The following is a 21785-nucleotide window of genomic DNA, read 5'->3' as shown; positions in this document are numbered from 1 at the left end:
CATCATACTTTGTTAGCTTGAAATCTCACTACTATGCCCCCATATTTTAGATAACAGCATATCCCAGCGGATATCTACTTTTTGTATTAGATGTAGGAGGTTATATGAGACTCGACCGTATGACGAATAAGTTTCAAATTGCTATTTCTGATGCGCAATCATTAGCATTAGGACGGGATCATCAATTTATTGAACCTATCCATTTAATGATGGCTCTACTTAATCAAGATTCTGGCTCAATTCATCCATTACTGACTCAAGCGGGCATGCGTGTCAGTGCATTACGTTCAACCTTAAGTCAAGAATTAGAGCGCTTACCACAAGTTGATGGAACAGGCGGTGATGTACAGTTGTCGCAAGGCCTTATTCGCCTGCTTAATTTGTGTGACAAGCTGGCTCAGAAACGCAAAGACAAATATATCTCATCTGAATTATTCATTCTTGCAGCACTTGAAGGTAATGACGCGTTAGCTAAAGCGCTTAAAGATGCTGGCGCCACCAAAGAGTTAATGGAAAATACCATCCAGCAAATTCGCGGCGGTCAAAAAGTGGATGATCCTAATGCAGAAGATCAACGCCAAGCGTTGAAAAAGTACACCGTCGACTTAACCGAGCGGGCAGAACAAGGCAAGTTAGACCCTGTTATTGGTCGTGACGATGAAATTCGCCGCACGATTCAGGTATTACAGCGCCGTAGTAAAAACAACCCAGTATTAATTGGTGAGCCTGGTGTCGGTAAAACTGCCATCGTTGAAGGGCTTGCTCAACGAATTGTTAACGGTGAAGTCCCAGAAGGGATTAAAAACAAACGGGTATTGTCTTTAGATATGGGGTCACTGATTGCAGGGGCTAAATATCGAGGCGAATTTGAAGAGCGCTTAAAAGCAGTTCTGAATGAATTATCCCAAGAAGAAGGCCAAGTTATTCTGTTTATAGATGAATTACATACTATGGTCGGCGCGGGTAAAGGTGAAGGCGCAATGGATGCTGGCAACATGTTGAAGCCCGCATTAGCCCGTGGTGATTTACATTGTGTGGGTGCCACAACCTTAGATGAGTATCGTCAATACATAGAGAAAGATGCCGCACTTGAGCGTCGTTTTCAAAAAGTGCTGGTGGACGAGCCTAGCGTAGAAGACACAATTGCCATTTTACGTGGTTTGAAAGAGCGCTATGAACTTCACCACCATGTTGAAATTACCGATCCCGCCATTGTTGCCGCTGCAACTATGTCTCATCGGTATATTTCGGATCGTAAATTACCTGATAAAGCCATCGATTTAATTGATGAAGCTGCTTCAAGCATTCGGATGCAGATTGATTCTAAACCCGAATCTTTAGATAGATTAGAGCGCCGAGCTATCCAGTTAAAGCTAGAAGAGCAAGCGTTAGCCAAAGAAACCGATGATGCAAGTCGAAAACGCTTAGATCATTTGCAGGTTGAACTAAAAGATGTTGAATTGAAAGCATCAGAGCTTAATGAGATTTGGCATACCGAAAAAGCCGCATTGGCCGGTACTCAGCATATCAAAGCCGATTTAGAACAGGCCAGAATGGATATGGATGTTGCTCGAAGGGCTGGGGATTTAACCCGTATGTCTGAGTTACAATATGGTCGTATTCCAGAGCTAGAGAAGCAATTAGATTTAGCCTCTCAAGCAGAGATGCAAGACATGACATTGCTTAGGAATAAAGTCACCGATGTTGAAATTGCTGAAGTGTTATCAAAATCAACCGGTATTCCTGTGTCAAAAATGCTTGAAGGGGAGCGCGAGAAGTTATTGCATATGGAAGATGCACTGCATGAGCGAGTGATTGGGCAGAATGAAGCCGTTGATGCTGTGTCCAATGCTATTCGTCGAAGCCGAGCGGGACTTGCCGATCCCCAACGTCCCATAGGCTCATTCTTGTTTCTAGGCCCGACAGGTGTTGGTAAAACAGAGTTGTGTAAATCGTTAGCTAAGTTTTTATTTGATACCGAGTCGGCTTTAGTGCGCATAGATATGTCAGAGTTTATGGAAAAGCACACGGTTTCTCGCTTAGTCGGTGCCCCTCCAGGATATGTAGGCTATGAAGAAGGTGGCTACTTAACTGAAGCTGTGCGTCGAAAACCTTATTCGGTCATTTTATTAGATGAAGTTGAGAAAGCCCATCCAGACGTATTTAACATTTTACTGCAAGTGTTAGATGACGGTCGCTTAACCGATGGGCAAGGTCGTACAGTTGATTTTAAAAATACTGTGATTATTATGACCTCGAATCTAGGATCCGATCGTATTCAAGAAAGTTTCGGTCGTGTGACTTATGAGGAAATGAAACAAAGCGTAATGGATGTAGTGATACAGAATTTCAGACCTGAGTTTTTAAATCGGGTAGATGAATCGGTAGTGTTTCATCCACTTGATGCTAGCAATATTAAACACATTGCCAGTATTCAGCTTGAACTGCTACGCAAACGTTTAGCTGAAAAAGAGTTTGATCTGCAAGTATCTGATGAAGCGCTATCGTTAATTGCTGAAGTCGGTTTCGATCCAGTTTATGGTGCAAGGCCATTAAAGCGAGCTTTACAGCAAGAAGTGGAAAACCCTTTAGCGCAAAAGCTACTCCGTGGGGATTTAATTCCGGGTAAAGTCATTCAAGCTAATGTTGAGCAGGGGAAGTTGGTGTTTGTGCAGTAACTTCATCTTTTACTAGGCACATAAAGAAAGGGAGCATTTAGCTCCCTTTTTTAAATTTAGATTAAATTTCACTGCTGTGAGTCGTTAATTGCAAAAAAGCTTCACTCTTTGTTCATTCTCAGTTCTAGCCGCTTGCTTATCTTCTTCTGTCATAGCAACAACTTCACCGGTTTTAGGATCTTTTTTAGTGAGTCGATTATATGAGCCAAGTAAATCCATGCTGTGTTTAGCACTCTCACAGATTGATTCGGCTTGCTTAGCGTCTTTCTCTTTAATTAATTTTGCAGATTGAGCTAAATCAGACTCAGGCTCTACTTCAACTGCTTTTCGTTTTGGAGTGGCAGTGCCAATTTTCTGAGGTTCAAGTTCATCTGTGGTTATACGTTGGGCATCTACTCCCTTTGGTGGTTGCTGACTGTAATGGACAACACCACTACTATCTGTCCAGGTATAAATAGTCGCGGCAATACTTGATGAGAACATAAGCAGGCAGGTAACTAATAAAAGTAATTGTTTCATGTAAGCATCCAAAGGTTAAAGCTGAAATATAAAAGTATCTTTGATAGAACAAAAATATGTTATCTAAAAGTAAAAACCAACTTATATTTACTATTTATGATGAGTGTATAAGAGTGCATTAGATTAAGACGCAAAAGATAAGGGGATTTACTCACTGCTAATCCTTTTATTCCAGCTGGGTTAATAACCCGTAACTAAAGTATCTACTGCAAATAAACCAACTAATGACAAAATCACTTAGTACAAACTAAAAAATCACATTATTCAGAGTAAACTATACCTTCTTAATCATATATAAGAAGGTATTTTCATTTTTAGAGGCGTATTCGCTTGCCGCTAACATTGCTTTATCGAACTTTATTGATGCAAAATAAGATGTAATAGTCCCTTTTTTGCGCGTTTCGTCCAAAAAATGCCCCATTAATGCTATTTTAATAAAAAACTTATTAAAAGCCCTTGCACTGCCTCAGAATCTCCCTATAATGCGCATCCACTGACACGGCACAGCGCGAAAGCAAAGTAGCGAGTTAGGTTGATTTGAAAGGATAAAAATTTCGGTTTCATCATCAAATCAACAGCGAAAAGAAAGTTTGAAAAAACACTTGACGCTGACAACAGGGTCTGTAAAATACGCAGCCCAAGCCAACGACCTAGCGTCCAACGGCGATGTTTGAAAAATCAACATCAACGCTCTTTAACAACTTAAACAAGAAATCTGTGTGGACATTCACAGGTATTGAGTTATTCGAAATTGCTTCTTCTTAGGAAGAGCAATCAAAAAATTTAAACTCAATGCAACGATGAATGTTCATAGCAATATGTACAAAAAGACTTTGTTAACTTCGGTTGATAAAGCAATCAGAATTCATTGAGCCGAAACCTTCGGGTTTCAAAAAACTTTAATTGAAGAGTTTGATCATGGCTCAGATTGAACGCTGGCGGCAGGCCTAACACATGCAAGTCGAGCGGCAGCGGGAAGATAGTTTACTATCTTTGCCGGCGAGCGGCGGACGGGTGAGTAATGCCTAGGGATCTGCCCAGTCGAGGGGGATAACAGTTGGAAACGACTGCTAATACCGCATACGCCCTACGGGGGAAAGGAGGGGACCTTCGGGCCTTTCGCGATTGGATGAACCTAGGTGGGATTAGCTAGTTGGTGAGGTAATGGCTCACCAAGGCGACGATCCCTAGCTGTTCTGAGAGGATGATCAGCCACACTGGGACTGAGACACGGCCCAGACTCCTACGGGAGGCAGCAGTGGGGAATATTGCACAATGGGCGAAAGCCTGATGCAGCCATGCCGCGTGTGTGAAGAAGGCCTTCGGGTTGTAAAGCACTTTCAGTAGGGAGGAAAGGCAGTAGTTTAATAAACTATTGCTGTGACGTTACCTACAGAAGAAGGACCGGCTAACTCCGTGCCAGCAGCCGCGGTAATACGGAGGGTCCGAGCGTTAATCGGAATTACTGGGCGTAAAGCGTGCGCAGGCGGTTTTTTAAGCCAGATGTGAAAGCCCTGGGCTCAACCTAGGAATTGCATTTGGAACTGGGGAACTAGAGTCTTGTAGAGGGAGGTAGAATTTCAGGTGTAGCGGTGAAATGCGTAGATATCTGAAGGAATACCGGTGGCGAAGGCGGCCTCCTGGACAAAGACTGACGCTCATGCACGAAAGCGTGGGGAGCAAACAGGATTAGATACCCTGGTAGTCCACGCCGTAAACGATGTCTACTCGGAGTTTGGTGACTTAGTCACTGGGCTCCCAAGCTAACGCATTAAGTAGACCGCCTGGGGAGTACGGCCGCAAGGTTAAAACTCAAATGAATTGACGGGGGCCCGCACAAGCGGTGGAGCATGTGGTTTAATTCGATGCAACGCGAAGAACCTTACCTACTCTTGACATCCAGAGAATTCGCTAGAGATAGCTTAGTGCCTTCGGGAACTCTGAGACAGGTGCTGCATGGCTGTCGTCAGCTCGTGTTGTGAAATGTTGGGTTAAGTCCCGCAACGAGCGCAACCCCTATCCTTATTTGCCAGCGAGTTATGTCGGGAACTTTAGGGAGACTGCCGGTGATAAACCGGAGGAAGGTGGGGACGACGTCAAGTCATCATGGCCCTTACGAGTAGGGCTACACACGTGCTACAATGGCGTATACAGAGGGTTGCAAAGCCGCGAGGTGGAGCTAATCTCACAAAGTACGTCGTAGTCCGGATTGGAGTCTGCAACTCGACTCCATGAAGTCGGAATCGCTAGTAATCGTGAATCAGAATGTCACGGTGAATACGTTCCCGGGCCTTGTACACACCGCCCGTCACACCATGGGAGTGGGCTGCAAAAGAAGTGGGTAGTTTAACCTTCGGGAGAACGCTCACCACTTTGTGGTTCATGACTGGGGTGAAGTCGTAACAAGGTAGCCCTAGGGGAACCTGGGGCTGGATCACCTCCTTACCTATACGACTAACTCAATACCTAAAAGTGCAGAGATGCATGTGAGTGTTCACACAGATTACTTGTTAACTTCTTCGGAAGTAGAGTGAAACACACCGCTTGCCGGTTAAGTGTTGTTCTTTAACAATTTGGAAAGCTGATAGTACTAACTAAAGGCGCATGGATGATGATTCGTTGTCGTTTGTGTGATTACGTTAGTGCGAAAATAATATTGATGCGAAAGCATCAGTATCTTGAGTTCTCAAAACACTGTTTAAGTGTCTTGAATATTCTAAAAACTAAGGCGAGTCACACTTCCTGGTCGGGAGTGAGACAAGTAAAAACCAGCTAGTTGCGATACAGTCTAATTAGTTCATTCTCTTGTTTACAAGAGTTGTGAAACTCATTTGGGTTGTATGGTTAAGTGACTAAGCGTATACGGTGGATGCCTTGGCAGTCAGAGGCGATGAAGGACGTAATAACTTGCGAAAAGCGTTGGCGAGCTAGTAATAAGCATTTGAGCTAACGATATCCGAATGGGGAAACCCGGCCACATAAGTGGTCATCATACAGTGAATACATAGCTGTATGAGGCGAACCTGGGGAACTGAAACATCTAAGTACCCAGAGGAAAAGAAATCAACCGAGATTCCCCTAGTAGCGGCGAGCGAACGGGGATTAGCCCTTAAGTCTATGGGGTGTTAGTGGAATGAGTTGGAAAGCTCAGCGGCACAGGGTGATAGCCCCGTACATGAAAACTAACCATAGATGAAAACGAGTAAGGCGGGACACGTGACATCCTGTTTGAATATGGGGGGACCATCCTCCAAGGCTAAATACTCCTGACTGACCGATAGTGAACCAGTACCGTGAGGGAAAGGCGAAAAGAACCCCTGTGAGGGGAGTGAAATAGAACCTGAAACCGTATACGTACAAGCAGTGGGAGCGGTTCTTGAGACCGTGACTGCGTACCTTTTGTATAATGGGTCAGCGACTTACGTTTTGTAGCGAGGTTAAGCGAATAGCGGAGCCGTAGGGAAACCGAGTGTTAACTGCGCGTTTAGTTGCAAGGCGTAGACCCGAAACCGAGTGATCTAGCCATGGGCAGGTTGAAGGTTGAGTAACATCAACTGGAGGACCGAACCGACTTATGTTGAAAAATGAGCGGATGACTTGTGGCTGGGGGTGAAAGGCCAATCAAACTCGGAGATATCTGGTTCTCCTCGAAAGCTATTTAGGTAGCGCCTCGAGCGAATACCATTGGGGGTAGAGCACTGTTAAGGCTAGGGGGTCATCCCGACTTACCAACCCTTTGCAAACTCCGAATACCAATGAGTACTACTCGGGAGACAGACAGCGGGTGCTAACGTCCGTTGTCAAAAGGGAAACAACCCAGACCGTCAGCTAAGGTCCCAAAGTGTATGTTAAGTGGGAAACGATGTGGGAAGGCTTAGACAGCTAGGATGTTGGCTTAGAAGCAGCCATCATTTAAAGAAAGCGTAATAGCTCACTAGTCGAGTCGGCCTGCGCGGAAGATTTAACGGGGCTAAACATACCACCGAAGCTACGGGTTTGCAGTTTACTGCAAGCGGTAGAGGAGCGTTCTGTAAGCGGTTGAAGGTGAAGGGGTAACCCACACTGGACGTATCAGAAGTGCGAATGCTGACATGAGTAACGATAAAGGGAGTGAAAAACTCCCTCGCCGAAAGACCAAGGGTTCCTGTCCAACGTTAATCGGGGCAGGGTGAGTCGACCCCTAAGGTGAGGCCGAAAGGCGTAATCGATGGAAAACAGATTAATATTTCTGTACCTCTGCTAACTGCGATGGAGAGACGGAGAAGGCTAGGCTAGCGCGGCGTTGGTAGTCCGCGTTTAAGGTAGTAGGCGGTGTTCTTAGGCAAATCCGGGAACACGTACTTAAATGTACACGTTGAGAGCTGATGACGAGTCACTAAGGTGATGAAGTAGTTGATGCCATGCTTCCAGGAAAATCTTCTAAGCTTCAGGTTAGTAGGGATCGTACCCCAAACCGACACAGGTGGTCGGGTAGAGAATACCAAGGCGCTTGAGAGAACTCGGCTGAAGGAACTAGGCAAAATGGTACCGTAACTTCGGGAGAAGGTACGCTGCTGTTGGTGATGGGACTTGCTCCCTAAGCTGACGGCAGTCGCAGATACCAGGTGGCTGCAACTGTTTATCAAAAACACAGCACTGTGCAAAATCGCAAGATGACGTATACGGTGTGACGCCTGCCCGGTGCCGGAAGGTTAATTGATTGGGTTATCGCAAGAGAAGCTCATGATCGAAGCCCCGGTAAACGGCGGCCGTAACTATAACGGTCCTAAGGTAGCGAAATTCCTTGTCGGGTAAGTTCCGACCTGCACGAATGGCGTAATGATGGCCACGCTGTCTCCAGCCGAGACTCAGTGAAGTTGAAATTGCGGTGAAGATGCCGTATACCCGCGGCTAGACGGAAAGACCCCGTGAACCTTTACTATAGCTTGGCACTGAACATTGAACCTACATGTGTAGGATAGGTGGGAGACTTTGAAGCTTCGTCGCTAGATGGAGTGGAGTCAATCTTGAAATACCACCCTTGTAGTTTTGATGTTCTAACTCTGGCCCCTTATCGGGGTTGAGGACAGTGCCTGGTGGGTAGTTTGACTGGGGCGGTCTCCTCCCAAAGAGTAACGGAGGAGCACGAAGGTTGGCTAAGTACGGTCGGACATCGTACGGTTAGTGCAATGGCATAAGCCAGCTTAACTGCGAGACATACACGTCGAGCAGGTACGAAAGTAGGTCATAGTGATCCGGTGGTTCTGAATGGAAGGGCCATCGCTCAACGGATAAAAGGTACTCCGGGGATAACAGGCTGATACCGCCCAAGAGTTCATATCGACGGCGGTGTTTGGCACCTCGATGTCGGCTCATCACATCCTGGGGCTGAAGTCGGTCCCAAGGGTATGGCTGTTCGCCATTTAAAGTGGTACGCGAGCTGGGTTCAGAACGTCGTGAGACAGTTCGGTCCCTATCTGCCGTGGGCGTTGGATGATTGAGGGGAGCTGCTCCTAGTACGAGAGGACCGGAGTGGACGAACCGCTGGTGTTCGGGTTGTCATGCCAATGGCATTGCCCGGTAGCTACGTTCGGAATCGATAACCGCTGAAAGCATCTAAGCGGGAAGCGAGCCCCAAGATGAGTCATCCCTAGAGCTTTAAGCTCTCTAAAGGGCCGTAGGAGACTACTACGTTGATAGGCAAGGTGTGTAAGCGTTGTGAGGCGTTGAGCTAACTTGTACTAATGACCCGTGAGGCTTAACCATACAACCCAGATGGGTTTTACTGATACGACTTAGTATTAGAATGGGACGCTTAAATAGTGTGACGAGACTCAAACTCAGATAAAGTAATCAGCTTTCCGAATTATTATTATTTAATGCTAAGAAAATAGCGTTAGATAAACCAAATTTGTCTGGAAACCATAGAGCTGTGGCACCACCTGATCCCATTCCGAACTCAGAAGTGAAACACAGTATCGCCGATGGTAGTGTGGGGTCTCCCCATGTGAGAGTAGGTCATTTCCAGGCGCCAAATAAAACAGCAAGGCCACTCTAATTGAGTGGCCTTTTTGTTTTGTGTCGAAAAATTATTCTTGAGCATAAGTCATACATAGTGTGGCCGATATGCCCATGTGAGAATAGGTCATTTCCAGGCGCCTAATTTACTCGCAAGAGTAGTGATAAGCCCGTTACTAACGTAACGGGCTTTTTTACGTCTGAGATTTGAGCATGAAAGTAGTGTGGCCGATATGCCCATGTGAGAGTAGGTCATTTCCAGGCGCCTAATTTACTCGCAAGAGTAGTAATAAGTCCGATACTTACGTAACTGGTTTATTTATGCCTGTAATTTGCTAAGTTAAATAATACTGGTAAGGATTGAATAGTAATCTTGTGTCAGGCCAACCATAAATTAATATCTTCACATATCTACCTACAAATTTTAATTTTTGGCTTATGAGATTATCAATACTGTATCTTTTAATTGATCTGCTGAGATTATTTATAGTAAAACCCATATATTTGAATCTTACTACTTGTTGAATAAGGGAAAGCTGGTTATAACAGAGTTACATTCCAATTATCGTTATAGCATTTTATTTATGTCATCACATTCAGTTACTAAATGGACTCAAGCCAATAATTTTCAGCAACATAACTTCGATGGTGAGAGGAATACTCGCTATGTTCTGTATTTAACTCTTATTACAATGCTTGTGGAGATTGTTGCTGGCACCGTATACGGTTCAATGGCTTTACTTGCTGATGGCTGGCACATGGGAACCCATGCCGCGGCTTTTATGATTACATTGTTTGCTTATCGTTATGCTCGTAAGCACGCTAATTCACCACAGTTTACTTTTGGCACTGGTAAAGTTGGCGTGTTAGGAGGATTTACCAGTGCAATAGCATTAGGTCTTGTAGCAGTTGTGATGTTCATCGAATCTGTTTCTCGACTATTTAATCCACATGCTATTCAGTTTGAACAAGCTATTCTTGTGGCAATAATTGGATTAACAGTCAATGTAATTAGTGTTTTCTTATTAAAAGATCATCATACTCACGACCATCACGACCATCACGACCATCATGACCATCATGAACACAAAGATCACAATCTGACTGCAGCGTACATGCATGTGCTTGCCGATGCGCTGACCTCCGTATTGGCTATCGTAGCATTGCTATTTGGTAAATATATGGGGTGGAGTTGGTTAGACCCTATTATGGGAATAGTAGGTGCTCTGATTATTTCTAAGTGGGCGTGGGGATTGATAAAGCATACCAGTCCATTACTGTTAGATGATAATCAAGCAAACCCTTTACAAGCGGATATAAAGGATTTTCTACAACAAGATAACAAACATATTGTAGATTTGCGTTTAATGCGTGTTAACTCTGCTGACTTTGCGCTAATTGCATCAATTGTTGTTCACGAGGATATTGAAAGCTTAAGCTTAAAGTCACAGCTAAGTGAGCGTTTTAGCCAATTAAAACACATCACCCTTGAAGTACATCGCTGTGATTTAACCGAGTGTGGATAAATTTTCAAATAATTTAGCTAATACAAGCTAACTTGTTTGAAAATGCTCCAGTTAGGCGTTTTTGTTGAAAAAGTGCTTTACCTTTTACAGTGGTTTTAGCATAATGCCACTCGTCAACAGGGGTGTAGTTCCAATTGGTAGAACAGCGGTCTCCAAAACCGATGGTTGCGAGTTCGAGTCTTGCCACCCCTGCCAAATAAAACAACGGCTTGCATAGAAATATGCGAGCCGTTTTATTTTATGTAGAAAAAATGTAGAAAAAGCAAGTTTCAAACCTGTATTTTTATTCACTTCGCTTTACTTCCAATCGTCGGCACCACACCCACTTTACGTTCATATGTTTTCACTTGGCCATTGTCATGTGACCTGAATATTGTTGTTCTTCTGCTAGCGTCCTATCAAAGTCAGAGATCCCTTTTGCTTTAATATCATGAAAAGTAAATATGTGTTCAATGCTTACGTATTCTTGTTCCATTTTTAACATTGGACGTTTCCACGCGCTGCGTAACCCTTCTTGTGAGAATTTCCCGCCCTTATTCTTGTTGATTACATAAATGCTTGCAACACCTTTGTGTTGCAACTTAGATTCATTAATAACTTCAGCCAGTCTTTTCGACCACGCTTTGAATTGTCTTTCGCCTGTTTTCCCTTGCTGAATATAAATACCGTCATCAGTGATTTGTGACCTGGTAAGCTGAACGACGTCACCTTGCCTTGCTGAATATAGATAGCTTATCTTTCAGGCAATCGCTAGGCGAGTTTCAGCACATGCCAATAGGGCATTGTATTCTGTGTCGGTTATGTATCTGTTACGAGTTTTAAGCTTAAACTTTTTAACTCCTTTTACCCTGGTAAGCGTAGCTTGTCTTTATTCAAGGTATTACTGGAGCTTGGTATCGATTAACCATTACAATGAAAGTCCTTAAAAACTCCCCAAAGCGCTGTGTTGAGTTTATCTTATTATGAGCACATAAAGCGTTACTTCTGAGCCTATATTTTACATGCTATGCTTGAGCGGTATCTTTCTTGGCTTACAAGCATGGTTAAACTTCCTAAGAGGGCTCATTTGGCTTCACATCATTCACTATTAAATCACCACCGAAATTTTGAACGTGTTGGTCCTGACTACCGTAATGGTGATTCGGTGAGTTTTTTAGACATTAAGCATACCTTTGGTTTAAACCATATTAGGGTAGGCAAGTGGGTTAACCGCGCAGAGTCTGCATTAGCGGCTAATTTGATATTTGATTCTTTAGCTGATTTAGCCAATATACTACGAGTACCACCAGAACTTATTGGTTTACGCGGCAGTTTACGTTTTGCCTTTGGTCATGGTGGCCAAAAGGGAGTTCAGGCACATTATTCGCCCGCCTATCGTGAACTGGCTTTAGCTAAAAATGCAGGCGCTGGTGCGCTTGCTCATGAGTTTTGGCATGCGTTTGATCACTACATAGCAGAAAAAATGTTTATCGATGAGCGGCTATTAGACCCATACCTTTCAGGCGCCTCTTTATCTAAGGCACGCTCTGGTAGCAGTATAATTAATCCATTCTCGTGTGCCAGTGACCTTTGGCTAGCCGATAAACCTTTAGTCGTGCATCCGCTTAATCAGCAACTTTCTAAGTTGTTTGAAATCACTTTTTTAACCAATATCAGCCCTGATCCCCAAACCACTTTACCCCATGATTATGTTCGACGATCAATTACATTAGACAAACTGCAAAATAGCCAATATTTTTCCAAGCCAACAGAAATGATGGCGCGGGCATTTGAGGCAAGCATTGAAATGTATTCCCAAACCCATGCTGAAATTTCCAATCCATACTTGGTGAATAGCACGATTAACTCACCATTAGCTAAGCATGGCGCTTATCCGGATCCACAGCATTGTGCTGATATTTATCAAGCATTAATGGCTTACTTTGAACCACTTGGAATCGCGTTCGATAAACAGAGTGGTTAATCAACAAGGATTGCTTGTAGACACTTGGGGTGAGTCTAAGACTTTGATGTGGAGCTAATAACACTGTGTTTAGGTAACAAGAATAATATTTGGTTAATCATCGTACAAAGGCATCATTGTTTTCCCAGATTTACTTGCTTAATTTCCCTCCCAAGACTGATTTAATTACCCATGAATGACTAACGGCGGCTTATCTGTGTGTATGAACGTCAAGTCATGACATGCTCATTTTTAGCGGTTTAAGCTGATGAATACGGTTTATCAATTTTTTTACCTAAATTTGATATTGGTCTAACTGGATATTCAGCTGTGAGTTTAGGTGATATTTTGATCTGAGAAGGCAGCAAAGTGATTATGGCAACGGCGTGCTCAAAAGTGATACGGTAAACTTTATTAGGGCTTATAGATGTTAAAATGATTATAGGGGTCTATTATAAAACAAAGGACTTCTCGGATTTATTTTAGTATGAAATCAACCAAGCTTGGCACTGTGCCGTCTCACCAATATGTTCTCAATGATTCGCTGCACCAATTGTTTGACGCCGTAAACATTGTTTCGGTGCAAGGATACGATGAAGAGCGGCGGGTGATCTATTGGAATGTAGGCAGCGAGTTACTTTATGGTTACAGCAAAGAGGAAGCATTAGGACAAAAGCTAGAAGATCTCATTATTCCTATCTCTATGCGTGAGTTAGTGATTACTGCGCATCATAATTGGATAACACAAGGAACAAAAATTCCTGCATCAGAAATTACCCTATGCCATAAAAATGGCAGTGATGTCAGTGTGTTTTCAAGCCATGTACTGTTTATTAACCAATATAATAAAAAACAAATGTACTGTCTTGATGTTAATTTAGCCGATGTTAAGCATGCTCAATCCCAAGCTGAATTTAAAGATCATATGCTGAAGACGATCATTGAGGCCTTACCTGATTTATTTTTCTTGATGGAAATGGACGGGACTATTATTGATTATCATGGGGCTGATCAAAAAAATCTCTTCGTTGCACCCAGTCAGTTTATCGGCAAACGTATGACTGATCTTTTACCTGATGAGGCTGTGAGTAAGTTTCAAGCTCATATAGATAAAGTATTACATCAACACGGAATGACTACCTTTGAATATGAGCTAAATATGCCCCATGGATTAGTTTATTTTGAGGCAAGATTGAGCTATCTAGCATCATATAATCAAATTGTGGCAATTATTCGAGATATTAGCGAACAATATAAATCAGCTGACATAATCCGTAAACAGGCATATTTTGATAGCTTAACCTCATTACCTAACCGTTTCTTAGCACTGGACCGTTTATCACAAATGCTGCTTGAGTCTGAGAGAAATGAGGAGCAAACAGCGGTACTTTTTCTTGATTTAGATGATTTCAAAAAAGTGAATGACTCATTAGGACATGAAGTCGGTGATAAAGTGTTAATAGAGTCAGCAAATAGATTAAAGCACACCCTGCGCGAAGTCGATATTGTCGGTCGTTTGGGCGGTGATGAGTTTATCGTGTTATTGCGTGGTATCAAAGAGCAGCATGATGCGTTAGTTATTACTGACAATTTGCTCAAAGCCTTTAGATCACCCTTTATCATAGATGGTAGGGAGTTAATGCTGACGGTAAGTATTGGTGTGGCCATTTACCCTGAAAATGGCCTATGTGCCTCTGATTTACTGCGTAATGCCGATACAGCCATGTATCGAGCCAAAGATTTAGGACGTAATACTAGTTCGTTTTTCTCTAAAGAAATGAATGCCATGATGATCCGCCGCTTTAAAATTGAAGAACAAATGCATGGCGCATTGGAGCGTAAAGAATTTGAATTATATTACCAACCCCAATTTGATGTTAAAAAAAGACAGATTACCGGTGCAGAAGCACTGTTGCGTTGGCACAATTCAACACTGGGTAATGTCACTCCTGATGAATTTATCCCTATTGCAGAACATACTGGCTTGATTGTACCAATTGGGCGATTTGTACTAAAACAAGCGCTGTACTTTTTACATCAATGGCAAAATATTTATCAACAAAAATATACTATGGCAGTTAATTTGTCTCCGCGTCAATTTAGGGATGCAGAGCTGCTGAGTGTAATCAAAAATGCGATTATTGATGCTAATGTAAGCGCCGAAGATTTGGAACTTGAAATTACTGAAGGTGTGTTAATGATTGGCCAATCACAAATTCATGATGCTTTGGTTAAAATTAATGCGTTGGGCATAAAATTATCAATGGATGATTTTGGTACAGGTTATTCATCTTTAAGTTATTTAAGGCAATATGACTTTGATGTATTAAAAATTGACCGAAGCTTTATTAATGGCATACCGTTAAATAAAGCCGATTGTGAATTAGTCAATGCCATTATTTCAATGGCGCATAGTTTAGGGCTGACAGTGGTTGCCGAAGGTGTTGAAACACTCGAACAACTAACATTATTAGATAAGTTAGGCTGTGATTTAGTACAGGGCTATTATTTTAGTAAACCTATACCAGCAAAGCTATTCCTCGATTTTGCTGCCAATTATAATCTAAAAAAATAGCGATAAGCACCAAGTAGCTGGAGCTAGCATCATCATGATCAATTGACTATTTTTTTGATAAAGCCCTACAGAAATATGAAACGGATTGAGTAGAGTGATTATGGCTGAAGCTGATCATTTTTCTATGCTGCCCCATGAGGGCCAATGGCAGGTTGAACAATGGTTGCAAATACAAGCCTTGATAGCTGAAAACATCAAGGCATTAGTATAAAGGCTTAAGCCAGTTAATCGACTTGCTGTAAGGTTAAGTTGTTCTAAAACAGATTTTAAAATAGTGATAAATCAGTTCATCAACTCAGGGTCAATTTGTTGTTTTAACAAGGCTAATAATACCTCAGGCACAAATTTTCGCTGCGCGGTAATGGCATAAAAATTTTCATAAACATTAGGTAAACGCTGATATACCTCTAATATACCCTGCTCAATTTCGTCTTTAACTACTACAGGTGGCAATACCACTAACGCGCCACTGTCTCGGGCTAAAAGACGCAACATTGCCATATCGTCCGCTTCAGCTTGCACATCGGGTTGATATTGCCAGGTTGCACAGAAGGAATTAAATGCCGCGCGAATTTCTGTATTTTTCCCCGGTAATACCCAGCGAATTTTTTGGTAACCAGTAGGAAAACTGTCGTTTATCCGGTTAGCTTTAGGGCCGACAATTGCCAAAGGCTGACGTGATACTAATTGGGTTTGCCATAATGGATCTTTTTTATCGACACCAATAGGCAGATTAGTCAGTACCAAATCAAGTTCATGGTTAGCAAGATCATTAAGCAGGTTGGTCATTCCTTTTGCCGTTAAAGAAAAGCTTACATCAGGATTTGCCAGTAACGGACTAATAAAATTCTCGACAAAGTTACGCGATAGTGTGGTTAATACTCCAATAGATAAATGCTGTTTTTCACTGATACTGCCTTTGCGTAAAAAGGACTCCAGCTCTTCACCTTTACTGAATATATCGTGAGCATAAGCCAGCACGCGATGACCGTGAACGGTTAGATTCAGGCGTCTACCTCTTAGCTCAAACAATTTCACATCCATATTGTGCTCAAACTGTTTAATTTGAGCTGACAGTGCAGATTGTGAAATATGCAGTTCTTTGGCTACGTTGGTCAGATTACCCGCAACCGCCACACGCCAAAAATAGTAAAGATGATGATAATTAAGTCGGCTCATTTATAGTTAACCAAAACAGAACGATTAGTTAGTTTATATATATTTTTATTAAATATATAGCTCTGACATACTCATGCCACTAAAAGAAGAGGCTGATTATGAATATCGCAATACCATCGATTTTTTTGTTATGTATTCCCATCACGTTAATTTTGGCTAGCATCTGGCGGGGGCGTTATGGATTAAAAAATAACATTTGTAAAAATAATACTCACTTGGGCGCTATGCTCAGTGGTGTTATTGTGGCGCTTTATATTGCAGCTTTAGTTACACATTTTGCATTACCTCAACTAGAGGCTGATACGCAGTATATTAGCCAATCAACACTCAGCCTTGTGATGATGGGGTTGGTAGTATTTATGAGTACCATTTTAATTACCTTTTCACGCAATTATATGGCGGGTGAACCCCGTAGTGATACTTACTGGAGTTGGCTGCTCAATGTTCTTGCGGCGGTTTCAGTGGTGTTAATCAGTAACCACTTACTGCTGTTATGGCTAGGTTGGGTCTCGATTAGCCTGGCTTTGCATAAGCTTTTAACCTTCTACCCAGAACGCCCTCGTGCTGCGCTGGCGGCACATAAAAAATTCCTCTTAGCTCGAACCGCAGAAACCTTGTTATTCATTGCAATTATATTGTTGTATCAGCAGCACGGCACTTTATTCATCAGTGAGTTAATTAGCCACTTTAATGCCGTTGCGACCAACGACAGCCTGCAACTGACCACCGCAGATCACATAGCCGCTGTACTAATCGCACTAACAGCGTTGATAAAGTGTGCTCAATTACCGGTTCATGGCTGGCTAATACAGGTTGTGGAAGCGCCGACACCGGTAAGTGCTTTACTGCATGCTGGGGTGATTAATCTCGGGGGATTTTTATTGATTTTATTTGCCCCCTTGTTTATCCAATCAACTGTAGCGCAATGGCTAGTGTTAATTGTTGCAGGCTTAACCACAGTCATAGCCGCATTGATTATGGCTACTCGAATTAGTATGAAGGTGCGTTTAGCTTGGTCAACTAGTGCGCAGATGGGCTTGATGTTAGTTGAATGTGCCCTAGGGTTATTTGAATTAGCCTTACTGCATTTGCTCACTCACTCAGTCTACAAAGCCTACGCATTTTTAAACTCTGGCAGCGCTGTTTACGAAGAGATGCAAAGACGTCTGGCGCCCGCGACCCATCCTAAAGTGTTGGACTGGATTGTGGCCGGTGTATGGTCGACCATCATAGTGTCGATAGCCGTGATAGTGATAGACCACCAGGGAGTATGGAGTATGTGGTTGTTGCTAGCTTTAGCGCTAACCACGCTAATTGCCCAGCGCCATAGTGAACGGCAACATAAAAGTATTATGCCAGTACTGGGATTAAGTATTGTATTAATACTCAGCTATAGCGGCTTTAAATGGGTGTTTGGGACAATCATTAACCCTATACCGGTCATGCATGTTGAAGCATTTAGTGCGCTTGATACTGTCGCAGCCCTATTATTTATCAGTTTGTTTGTTCTAAGTTGGATGTTGAAGTACCAGCCACATAAACCGTCAATGCAAGGTTTGTATATCGCCTTATTTGCTGGCTTGTATTTAGATGAATGGTTAACACGACTCACGTTAAAATTGTGGCCTGTACGGATGCCTATAAGCATTAATAACAAGGTTTTAGAAAGTGCCAAACCCAGTAAAGTTGAGGAATGATAAGCATGAACATTGCAACCCAAACACCTTTGTTAGCCGTGTTGACTGATAGTCAAAAAGCGCAACTTACTTCAGCGGGTCAGAAAATTGCACCGACATGGCCGCTTGATAAAATGATTGCGGTTAATCCATTTTGGCAAATGCGTCAGCAACCCATTGAGCAAGTCTCTGCGCGCATATCGGCACTTGATCGTATTCAATGTTTAATGCCTAAAAGCCATTATCAAGATTTATATGCACGGGGTGAGATCAGTCAGGGATCGTTACAATTAGCGGCCGAACAACAAGATGTCTCGATGTCAGTGGCACAGCTTGAAGCTTTTTTAAATCAAACTGATGATTTTGCTCATTGGCACAATATTGCCGATTTACTGGATAACCAACGCGATGAACATAAAATGGCATGGCATGATGAGATTATTCATCAAATTAGCCAATTTTGTGCAGCATATTATCAACCACAGCGGGCGACTTTACCGGGTGAAGATGCTGCATCACAAGCTGACTTATATCGCCACTGGCGTGAGATTACTGGGCGTGATCGTGGCCTAAGCATTATTATGGATGAGCCAGGTTTACTGCTGTATTTTAAGCAATTGCCCCAAGATGCTGAGGCCTTACTCGCTGAGGCCGTTGAGGAATTAGGTGTCGATGATACGGTTATAGAGGCTTATGCGCATGGATTATTACTTGATATCAATGGCTGGGCATCTTGGGTAGCCTATTTGCGTTGGCAAGGTGACTTAGAGGCCACTCCCAATGATGACATGTTGCAACTACTGGCTATTCGTATGGCCTGGGAGTTGGTCATTTGGCGTTACCTAAAAGCACAGCAAGCAGACAGTTTTAGTCAATTAGCCGCGCTTTGGTCAGCTGAAAAACAGCAACTGCCTAACTTGCTAGTACAACATGCACAAGCACAGCAACCCCTTTGGGTGTGGGCAAAAGCGGCTGAACTGAGTTATCAACACACGCTAAACGCTCAGTTACTGAGTGCGGCTAAGCACCCTATAACATTACCAAAGTTACAGGCGGCATTTTGTATTGATGTTCGATCTGAAGTGATACGTCGAGCATTAGAAAAACAAAGTGATGACATTCAAACTATCGGTTTTGCAGGCTTTTTCGGATTACCGATAGAGTATCAACCCCACGACAGCGAGCTGTCTCGGCCACAACTTCCGGGATTGTTAAAGCCAGTGATACGCGTGTCTGAATGGCGTGACACCTCTGCCCAGGCCGATATGTTGAACAATAAGGCACGCTGGCAAACATGGTCACAAGCAGCACCGTCAGCATTTTCTATGGTGGAGTCCATGGGCTGGCTATATGCCTTTAAAATGCTCAAAAAGTCATTTTTTGCTAAGCAAACACTCAACCCCGTAAATGCGCTGACCCATCAAAAAAGCTGGATATTACGCAAAAATGATCAGTTGCTTTCGTTAACCGATAAAGCCGAACTGGCCAAAGGTATTTTACATGCGATGGGCTTAACCCAGTTTGCGCCAAGGGTATTGCTGGTGGGACATGGTAGTCATACAACCAATAACTTGCATGCAGCGGGTTTGGATTGTGGCGCCTGTGGTGGTCAAACCGGTGAAGTAAACGTGCGAGTTTTAGCGCAGTTATTAAATGATATCGATGTGCGTAACACCTTGTTAGCATTAGATGTTGTTATTCCTGAGACCACACATTTTGTGGCCGCCTTGCACAACACCACCACGGATCATATTGATTGTTTTGATGCTGAGCTAGACCATACTTCAACCCTATGGTTAAAAGCCGCAACAAAAAGCGCACAGCGTGAACGTATTGAGCATATTGCACCTCACTTAACCGATAGCAGTGCAGATGCGCTGGATAAATTTTACATTCAGCGCAGCCATGACTGGTCTCAAGTGCGCCCCGAGTGGGGACTGGCAAACAATGCCGCCTTTATTGTCGCGCCTCGAAGTTGGACCAGAAACGTTAACCTACAGGGTCGGAGTTTCTTACATGATTATCAATGGCAAAATGATAACGGCTTTGCAATATTAGAGTTAATCATGACCGCCCCTATGGTCGTCACCAACTGGATCAACATGCAATATAATGCCTCGGTGACAGACAACGCGAAATACGGCTGTGGTAATAAATTATTGCATAACGCGGTGGCGGGGCATGTTGGTGTATTTGAAGGGAATGGTGGCGATTTACGCATTGGCCTGTCGATGCAGTCACTGCACAATGGTGAAAAGTGGATGCACCAACCACAGCGTTTAGCAGTTTACTTAGCGGCCCCGAGAGAACCGATTGAACAGATAATCGCCAAACATGACAATGTGCGTTGGTTAGTCGATAACCAGTGGTTGTTTCTACTGCGCTGGGCCGATGAAGGCGTGATCGAGCGCTATTATCAGGGGCAATGGTTACCGCAGGCTAATGAACATAATGCTGTGACTTAAGGTAAGCCTTTAGCATAGACATTTAACATAGGCCTTTAACATAGACGTTTAACATCTGCATTTAATCTAGTCGAATGGAGTAGAAACCTTTAAAATACACAGACCAGATGTTATCCGGCCTGTGTATTGTCTTTTGTGTAATCCGTGAGTAAATCGAAAATGAGTCAAGTAAGTTCTACTGTGTTATTAACAGGCGATAGCGCTGTATCTCAAGCTGTGGCTTTATTGCAAAACGGTGAGTGTGTGGCACTGCCAACCGAAACGGTCTACGGACTTGCCGCTGATGCAACGAATGTAGATGCCGTTGGCAAAATTTTTGAAGCCAAGGGCCGGCCTAAAAATCATCCATTGATTATCCATATCCCCGATGTGTCTCATCTTGAAAAGTGGGCTAAAGATATTCCTCAAAGCGCCTATCTTTTAGCGAATACCTTTTGGCCTGGTCCGTTGACCTTGTTGCTGAAAAAAGCTGATCATGTAGACAATGTCGTGACCGGTGGTTTAGATACAATAGGCTTACGTATGCCATCGCATCCGTTATTTCTCAGTGTGCTGCAACAACTTAATGTTGGGCTTGCAGCGCCATCTGCCAACCCTTATAAGCAGCTTAGTCCAACCATTGCCGAACAAGTGATGGTGGGTTTAGGGGGCAAAATTGCAGCGGTACTGGAAGGTGGCGCCTGTGAATATGGGTTAGAGTCGACCATTATTGATTTAGTGGATGATACACCCCGTATTTTAAGGGCAGGCCCTATTGACTCTGATGCCCTGTCGCTAGCTTTGGGGATAACAGTTAGTACACCTGAAGAGCATACCGAAGTGGTGCCTGGTAATGTTAAAGCGCATTATCAACCTAAAGCGCAATTACAGATCTTATCAGCTGATCAACTGCTAACTGATATGCATACATTGGCTCAAGGTAATACTCATTTTGTATTATGGTCCGATAGTGTGATTGAACAGTTTAAAAACGATGTGCCAAGTGCGCAGTGGAGCAAAATCCCTAGCGACGCACTCGCTTTTGGTCGACAGTTATATGTCACCTTATATCAAGTGGATAAAAAGGGCGTCGACAACATTATTGTCGAACAGCCACCTGAAACAAATGAGTGGCGAGCGGTAAATGATCGATTATCTCGTGCAGCTAGCTAAGGAGTAAACACTTAAATAGTGGTTATCCACTTGATGCTAACCAGGGCGCTTGACGACGCTTTATGCGAATGAGCAG

At 43.2% G+C, this 21785-nt stretch carries 10 protein-coding genes, 1 tRNA gene and 3 rRNA genes; 11 read left to right on the top strand and 3 right to left on the bottom strand.

Annotated elements, in window-relative coordinates; all coding sequences use genetic code 11:
• The first annotated feature begins 104 nt into the window (after positions 1-104).
• Positions 105-2678, top strand: coding sequence for an ATP-dependent chaperone ClpB (gene clpB / locus ACRWQM_RS14120; protein WP_434928405.1), 2574 nt, complete (start codon positions 105-107; stop codon positions 2676-2678).
• 84 nt (positions 2679-2762) lie between these two features.
• On the opposite strand, the gene ACRWQM_RS14115 is transcribed toward clpB, so the two are convergent.
• Positions 2763-3197 (bottom strand): DUF4124 domain-containing protein, encoded by a 435-nt coding sequence (locus tag ACRWQM_RS14115; protein WP_434930395.1) that lies wholly within the window; start codon positions 3195-3197, stop codon positions 2763-2765.
• 900 nt (positions 3198-4097) lie between these two features.
• On the opposite strand from ACRWQM_RS14115, the gene ACRWQM_RS14110 reads away from it, so the two are divergent.
• From ACRWQM_RS14110 to ACRWQM_RS14090, 5 genes are all read left to right on the top strand, one after another.
• A 16S ribosomal RNA gene (locus ACRWQM_RS14110) occupies positions 4098-5642 on the top strand.
• A 397-nt stretch (positions 5643-6039) separates the two neighbouring features.
• Positions 6040-8942 (top strand): 23S ribosomal RNA (locus tag ACRWQM_RS14105).
• A gap of 148 nt (positions 8943-9090) precedes the next feature.
• Positions 9091-9206, top strand: a 5S ribosomal RNA gene (gene rrf, locus ACRWQM_RS14100).
• Together the 16S, 23S and 5S rRNA genes form the textbook arrangement of a ribosomal RNA operon.
• Positions 9207-9778: 572 nt before the next feature.
• A complete protein-coding gene (gene dmeF, locus ACRWQM_RS14095; RefSeq protein WP_434930394.1) occupies positions 9779-10720 on the top strand; it encodes a CDF family Co(II)/Ni(II) efflux transporter DmeF in 942 nt (313 codons plus the stop codon).
• 118 nt (positions 10721-10838) lie between these two features.
• A tRNA-Trp gene (locus ACRWQM_RS14090) sits at positions 10839-10915 on the top strand.
• 148 nt (positions 10916-11063) lie between these two features.
• On the opposite strand, the gene ACRWQM_RS14085 is transcribed toward ACRWQM_RS14090, so the two are convergent.
• A complete protein-coding gene (locus tag ACRWQM_RS14085; protein ID WP_434930393.1) occupies positions 11064-11300 on the bottom strand; it encodes a hypothetical protein in 237 nt (78 codons plus the stop codon).
• A gap of 459 nt (positions 11301-11759) precedes the next feature.
• Here ACRWQM_RS14085 and ACRWQM_RS14080 point away from each other — a divergent pair, with 459 nt between their 5' ends.
• Together ACRWQM_RS14080 and ACRWQM_RS14075 are read left to right on the top strand one after the other, a co-directional pair.
• On the top strand, positions 11760-12683 hold the full coding sequence (locus ACRWQM_RS14080; protein WP_434930392.1) for a CLCA_X family protein: 924 nt from the start codon (positions 11760-11762) through the stop codon (positions 12681-12683).
• Positions 12684-13149: 466 nt separating this feature from the next.
• On the top strand, positions 13150-15237 hold the full coding sequence (locus ACRWQM_RS14075) for a sensor domain-containing protein (RefSeq protein WP_434930391.1): 2088 nt from the start codon (positions 13150-13152) through the stop codon (positions 15235-15237).
• A gap of 282 nt (positions 15238-15519) precedes the next feature.
• Here ACRWQM_RS14075 and ACRWQM_RS14070 read toward each other — a convergent pair whose 3' ends face one another.
• Complete coding sequence (locus tag ACRWQM_RS14070) at positions 15520-16416, bottom strand: LysR family transcriptional regulator (RefSeq protein WP_434930390.1); 897 nt, start codon at positions 16414-16416, stop codon at positions 15520-15522.
• A 98-nt stretch (positions 16417-16514) separates the two neighbouring features.
• Here ACRWQM_RS14070 and ACRWQM_RS14065 point away from each other — a divergent pair, with 98 nt between their 5' ends.
• The 3 genes from ACRWQM_RS14065 (at position 16515) to ACRWQM_RS14055 (ending at position 21709) form a co-directional block, all read left to right on the top strand.
• On the top strand, positions 16515-18113 hold the full coding sequence (locus ACRWQM_RS14065; RefSeq protein ID WP_434930389.1) for an NADH-quinone oxidoreductase subunit L: 1599 nt from the start codon (positions 16515-16517) through the stop codon (positions 18111-18113).
• A 5-nt stretch (positions 18114-18118) separates the two neighbouring features.
• Entirely contained in the window at positions 18119-20557 is a 2439-nt protein-coding gene (locus ACRWQM_RS14060; protein ID WP_434930388.1) for a YbcC family protein, read from the top strand.
• 159 nt (positions 20558-20716) lie between these two features.
• Entirely contained in the window at positions 20717-21709 is a 993-nt protein-coding gene (locus ACRWQM_RS14055) for an L-threonylcarbamoyladenylate synthase (protein ID WP_434930387.1), read from the top strand.
• Positions 21710-21785: the final 76 nt, after the last annotated feature.

Source organism: Shewanella sp. HL-SH5 (genome assembly GCF_051163755.1).
Taxonomy (GTDB): domain Bacteria; phylum Pseudomonadota; class Gammaproteobacteria; order Enterobacterales; family Shewanellaceae; genus Shewanella; species Shewanella glacialimarina.
Note: the sequence above shows the minus strand (reverse complement) of the source record. Positions and strands in the feature narration are given on the sequence as shown.

What these genes read in the sequence shown, in the direction of transcription:
- clpB (WP_434928405.1), top strand. Translation starts at nt 105, where the DNA reads ATGAGACTCGACCGTATGACGAATAAGTTTCAAATTGCTATTTCTGAT.
- ACRWQM_RS14115 (WP_434930395.1), bottom strand. Translation starts at nt 3,197, where the DNA reads ATGAAACAATTACTTTTATTAGTTACCTGCCTGCTTATGTTCTCATCA.
- dmeF (WP_434930394.1), top strand. Translation starts at nt 9,779, where the DNA reads ATGTCATCACATTCAGTTACTAAATGGACTCAAGCCAATAATTTTCAG.
- ACRWQM_RS14080 (WP_434930392.1), top strand. Translation starts at nt 11,760, where the DNA reads ATGGTTAAACTTCCTAAGAGGGCTCATTTGGCTTCACATCATTCACTA.
- ACRWQM_RS14075 (WP_434930391.1), top strand. Translation starts at nt 13,150, where the DNA reads ATGAAATCAACCAAGCTTGGCACTGTGCCGTCTCACCAATATGTTCTC.
- ACRWQM_RS14070 (WP_434930390.1), bottom strand. Translation starts at nt 16,416, where the DNA reads ATGAGCCGACTTAATTATCATCATCTTTACTATTTTTGGCGTGTGGCG.
- ACRWQM_RS14065 (WP_434930389.1), top strand. Translation starts at nt 16,515, where the DNA reads ATGAATATCGCAATACCATCGATTTTTTTGTTATGTATTCCCATCACG.
- ACRWQM_RS14060 (WP_434930388.1), top strand. Translation starts at nt 18,119, where the DNA reads ATGAACATTGCAACCCAAACACCTTTGTTAGCCGTGTTGACTGATAGT.
- ACRWQM_RS14055 (WP_434930387.1), top strand. Translation starts at nt 20,717, where the DNA reads ATGAGTCAAGTAAGTTCTACTGTGTTATTAACAGGCGATAGCGCTGTA.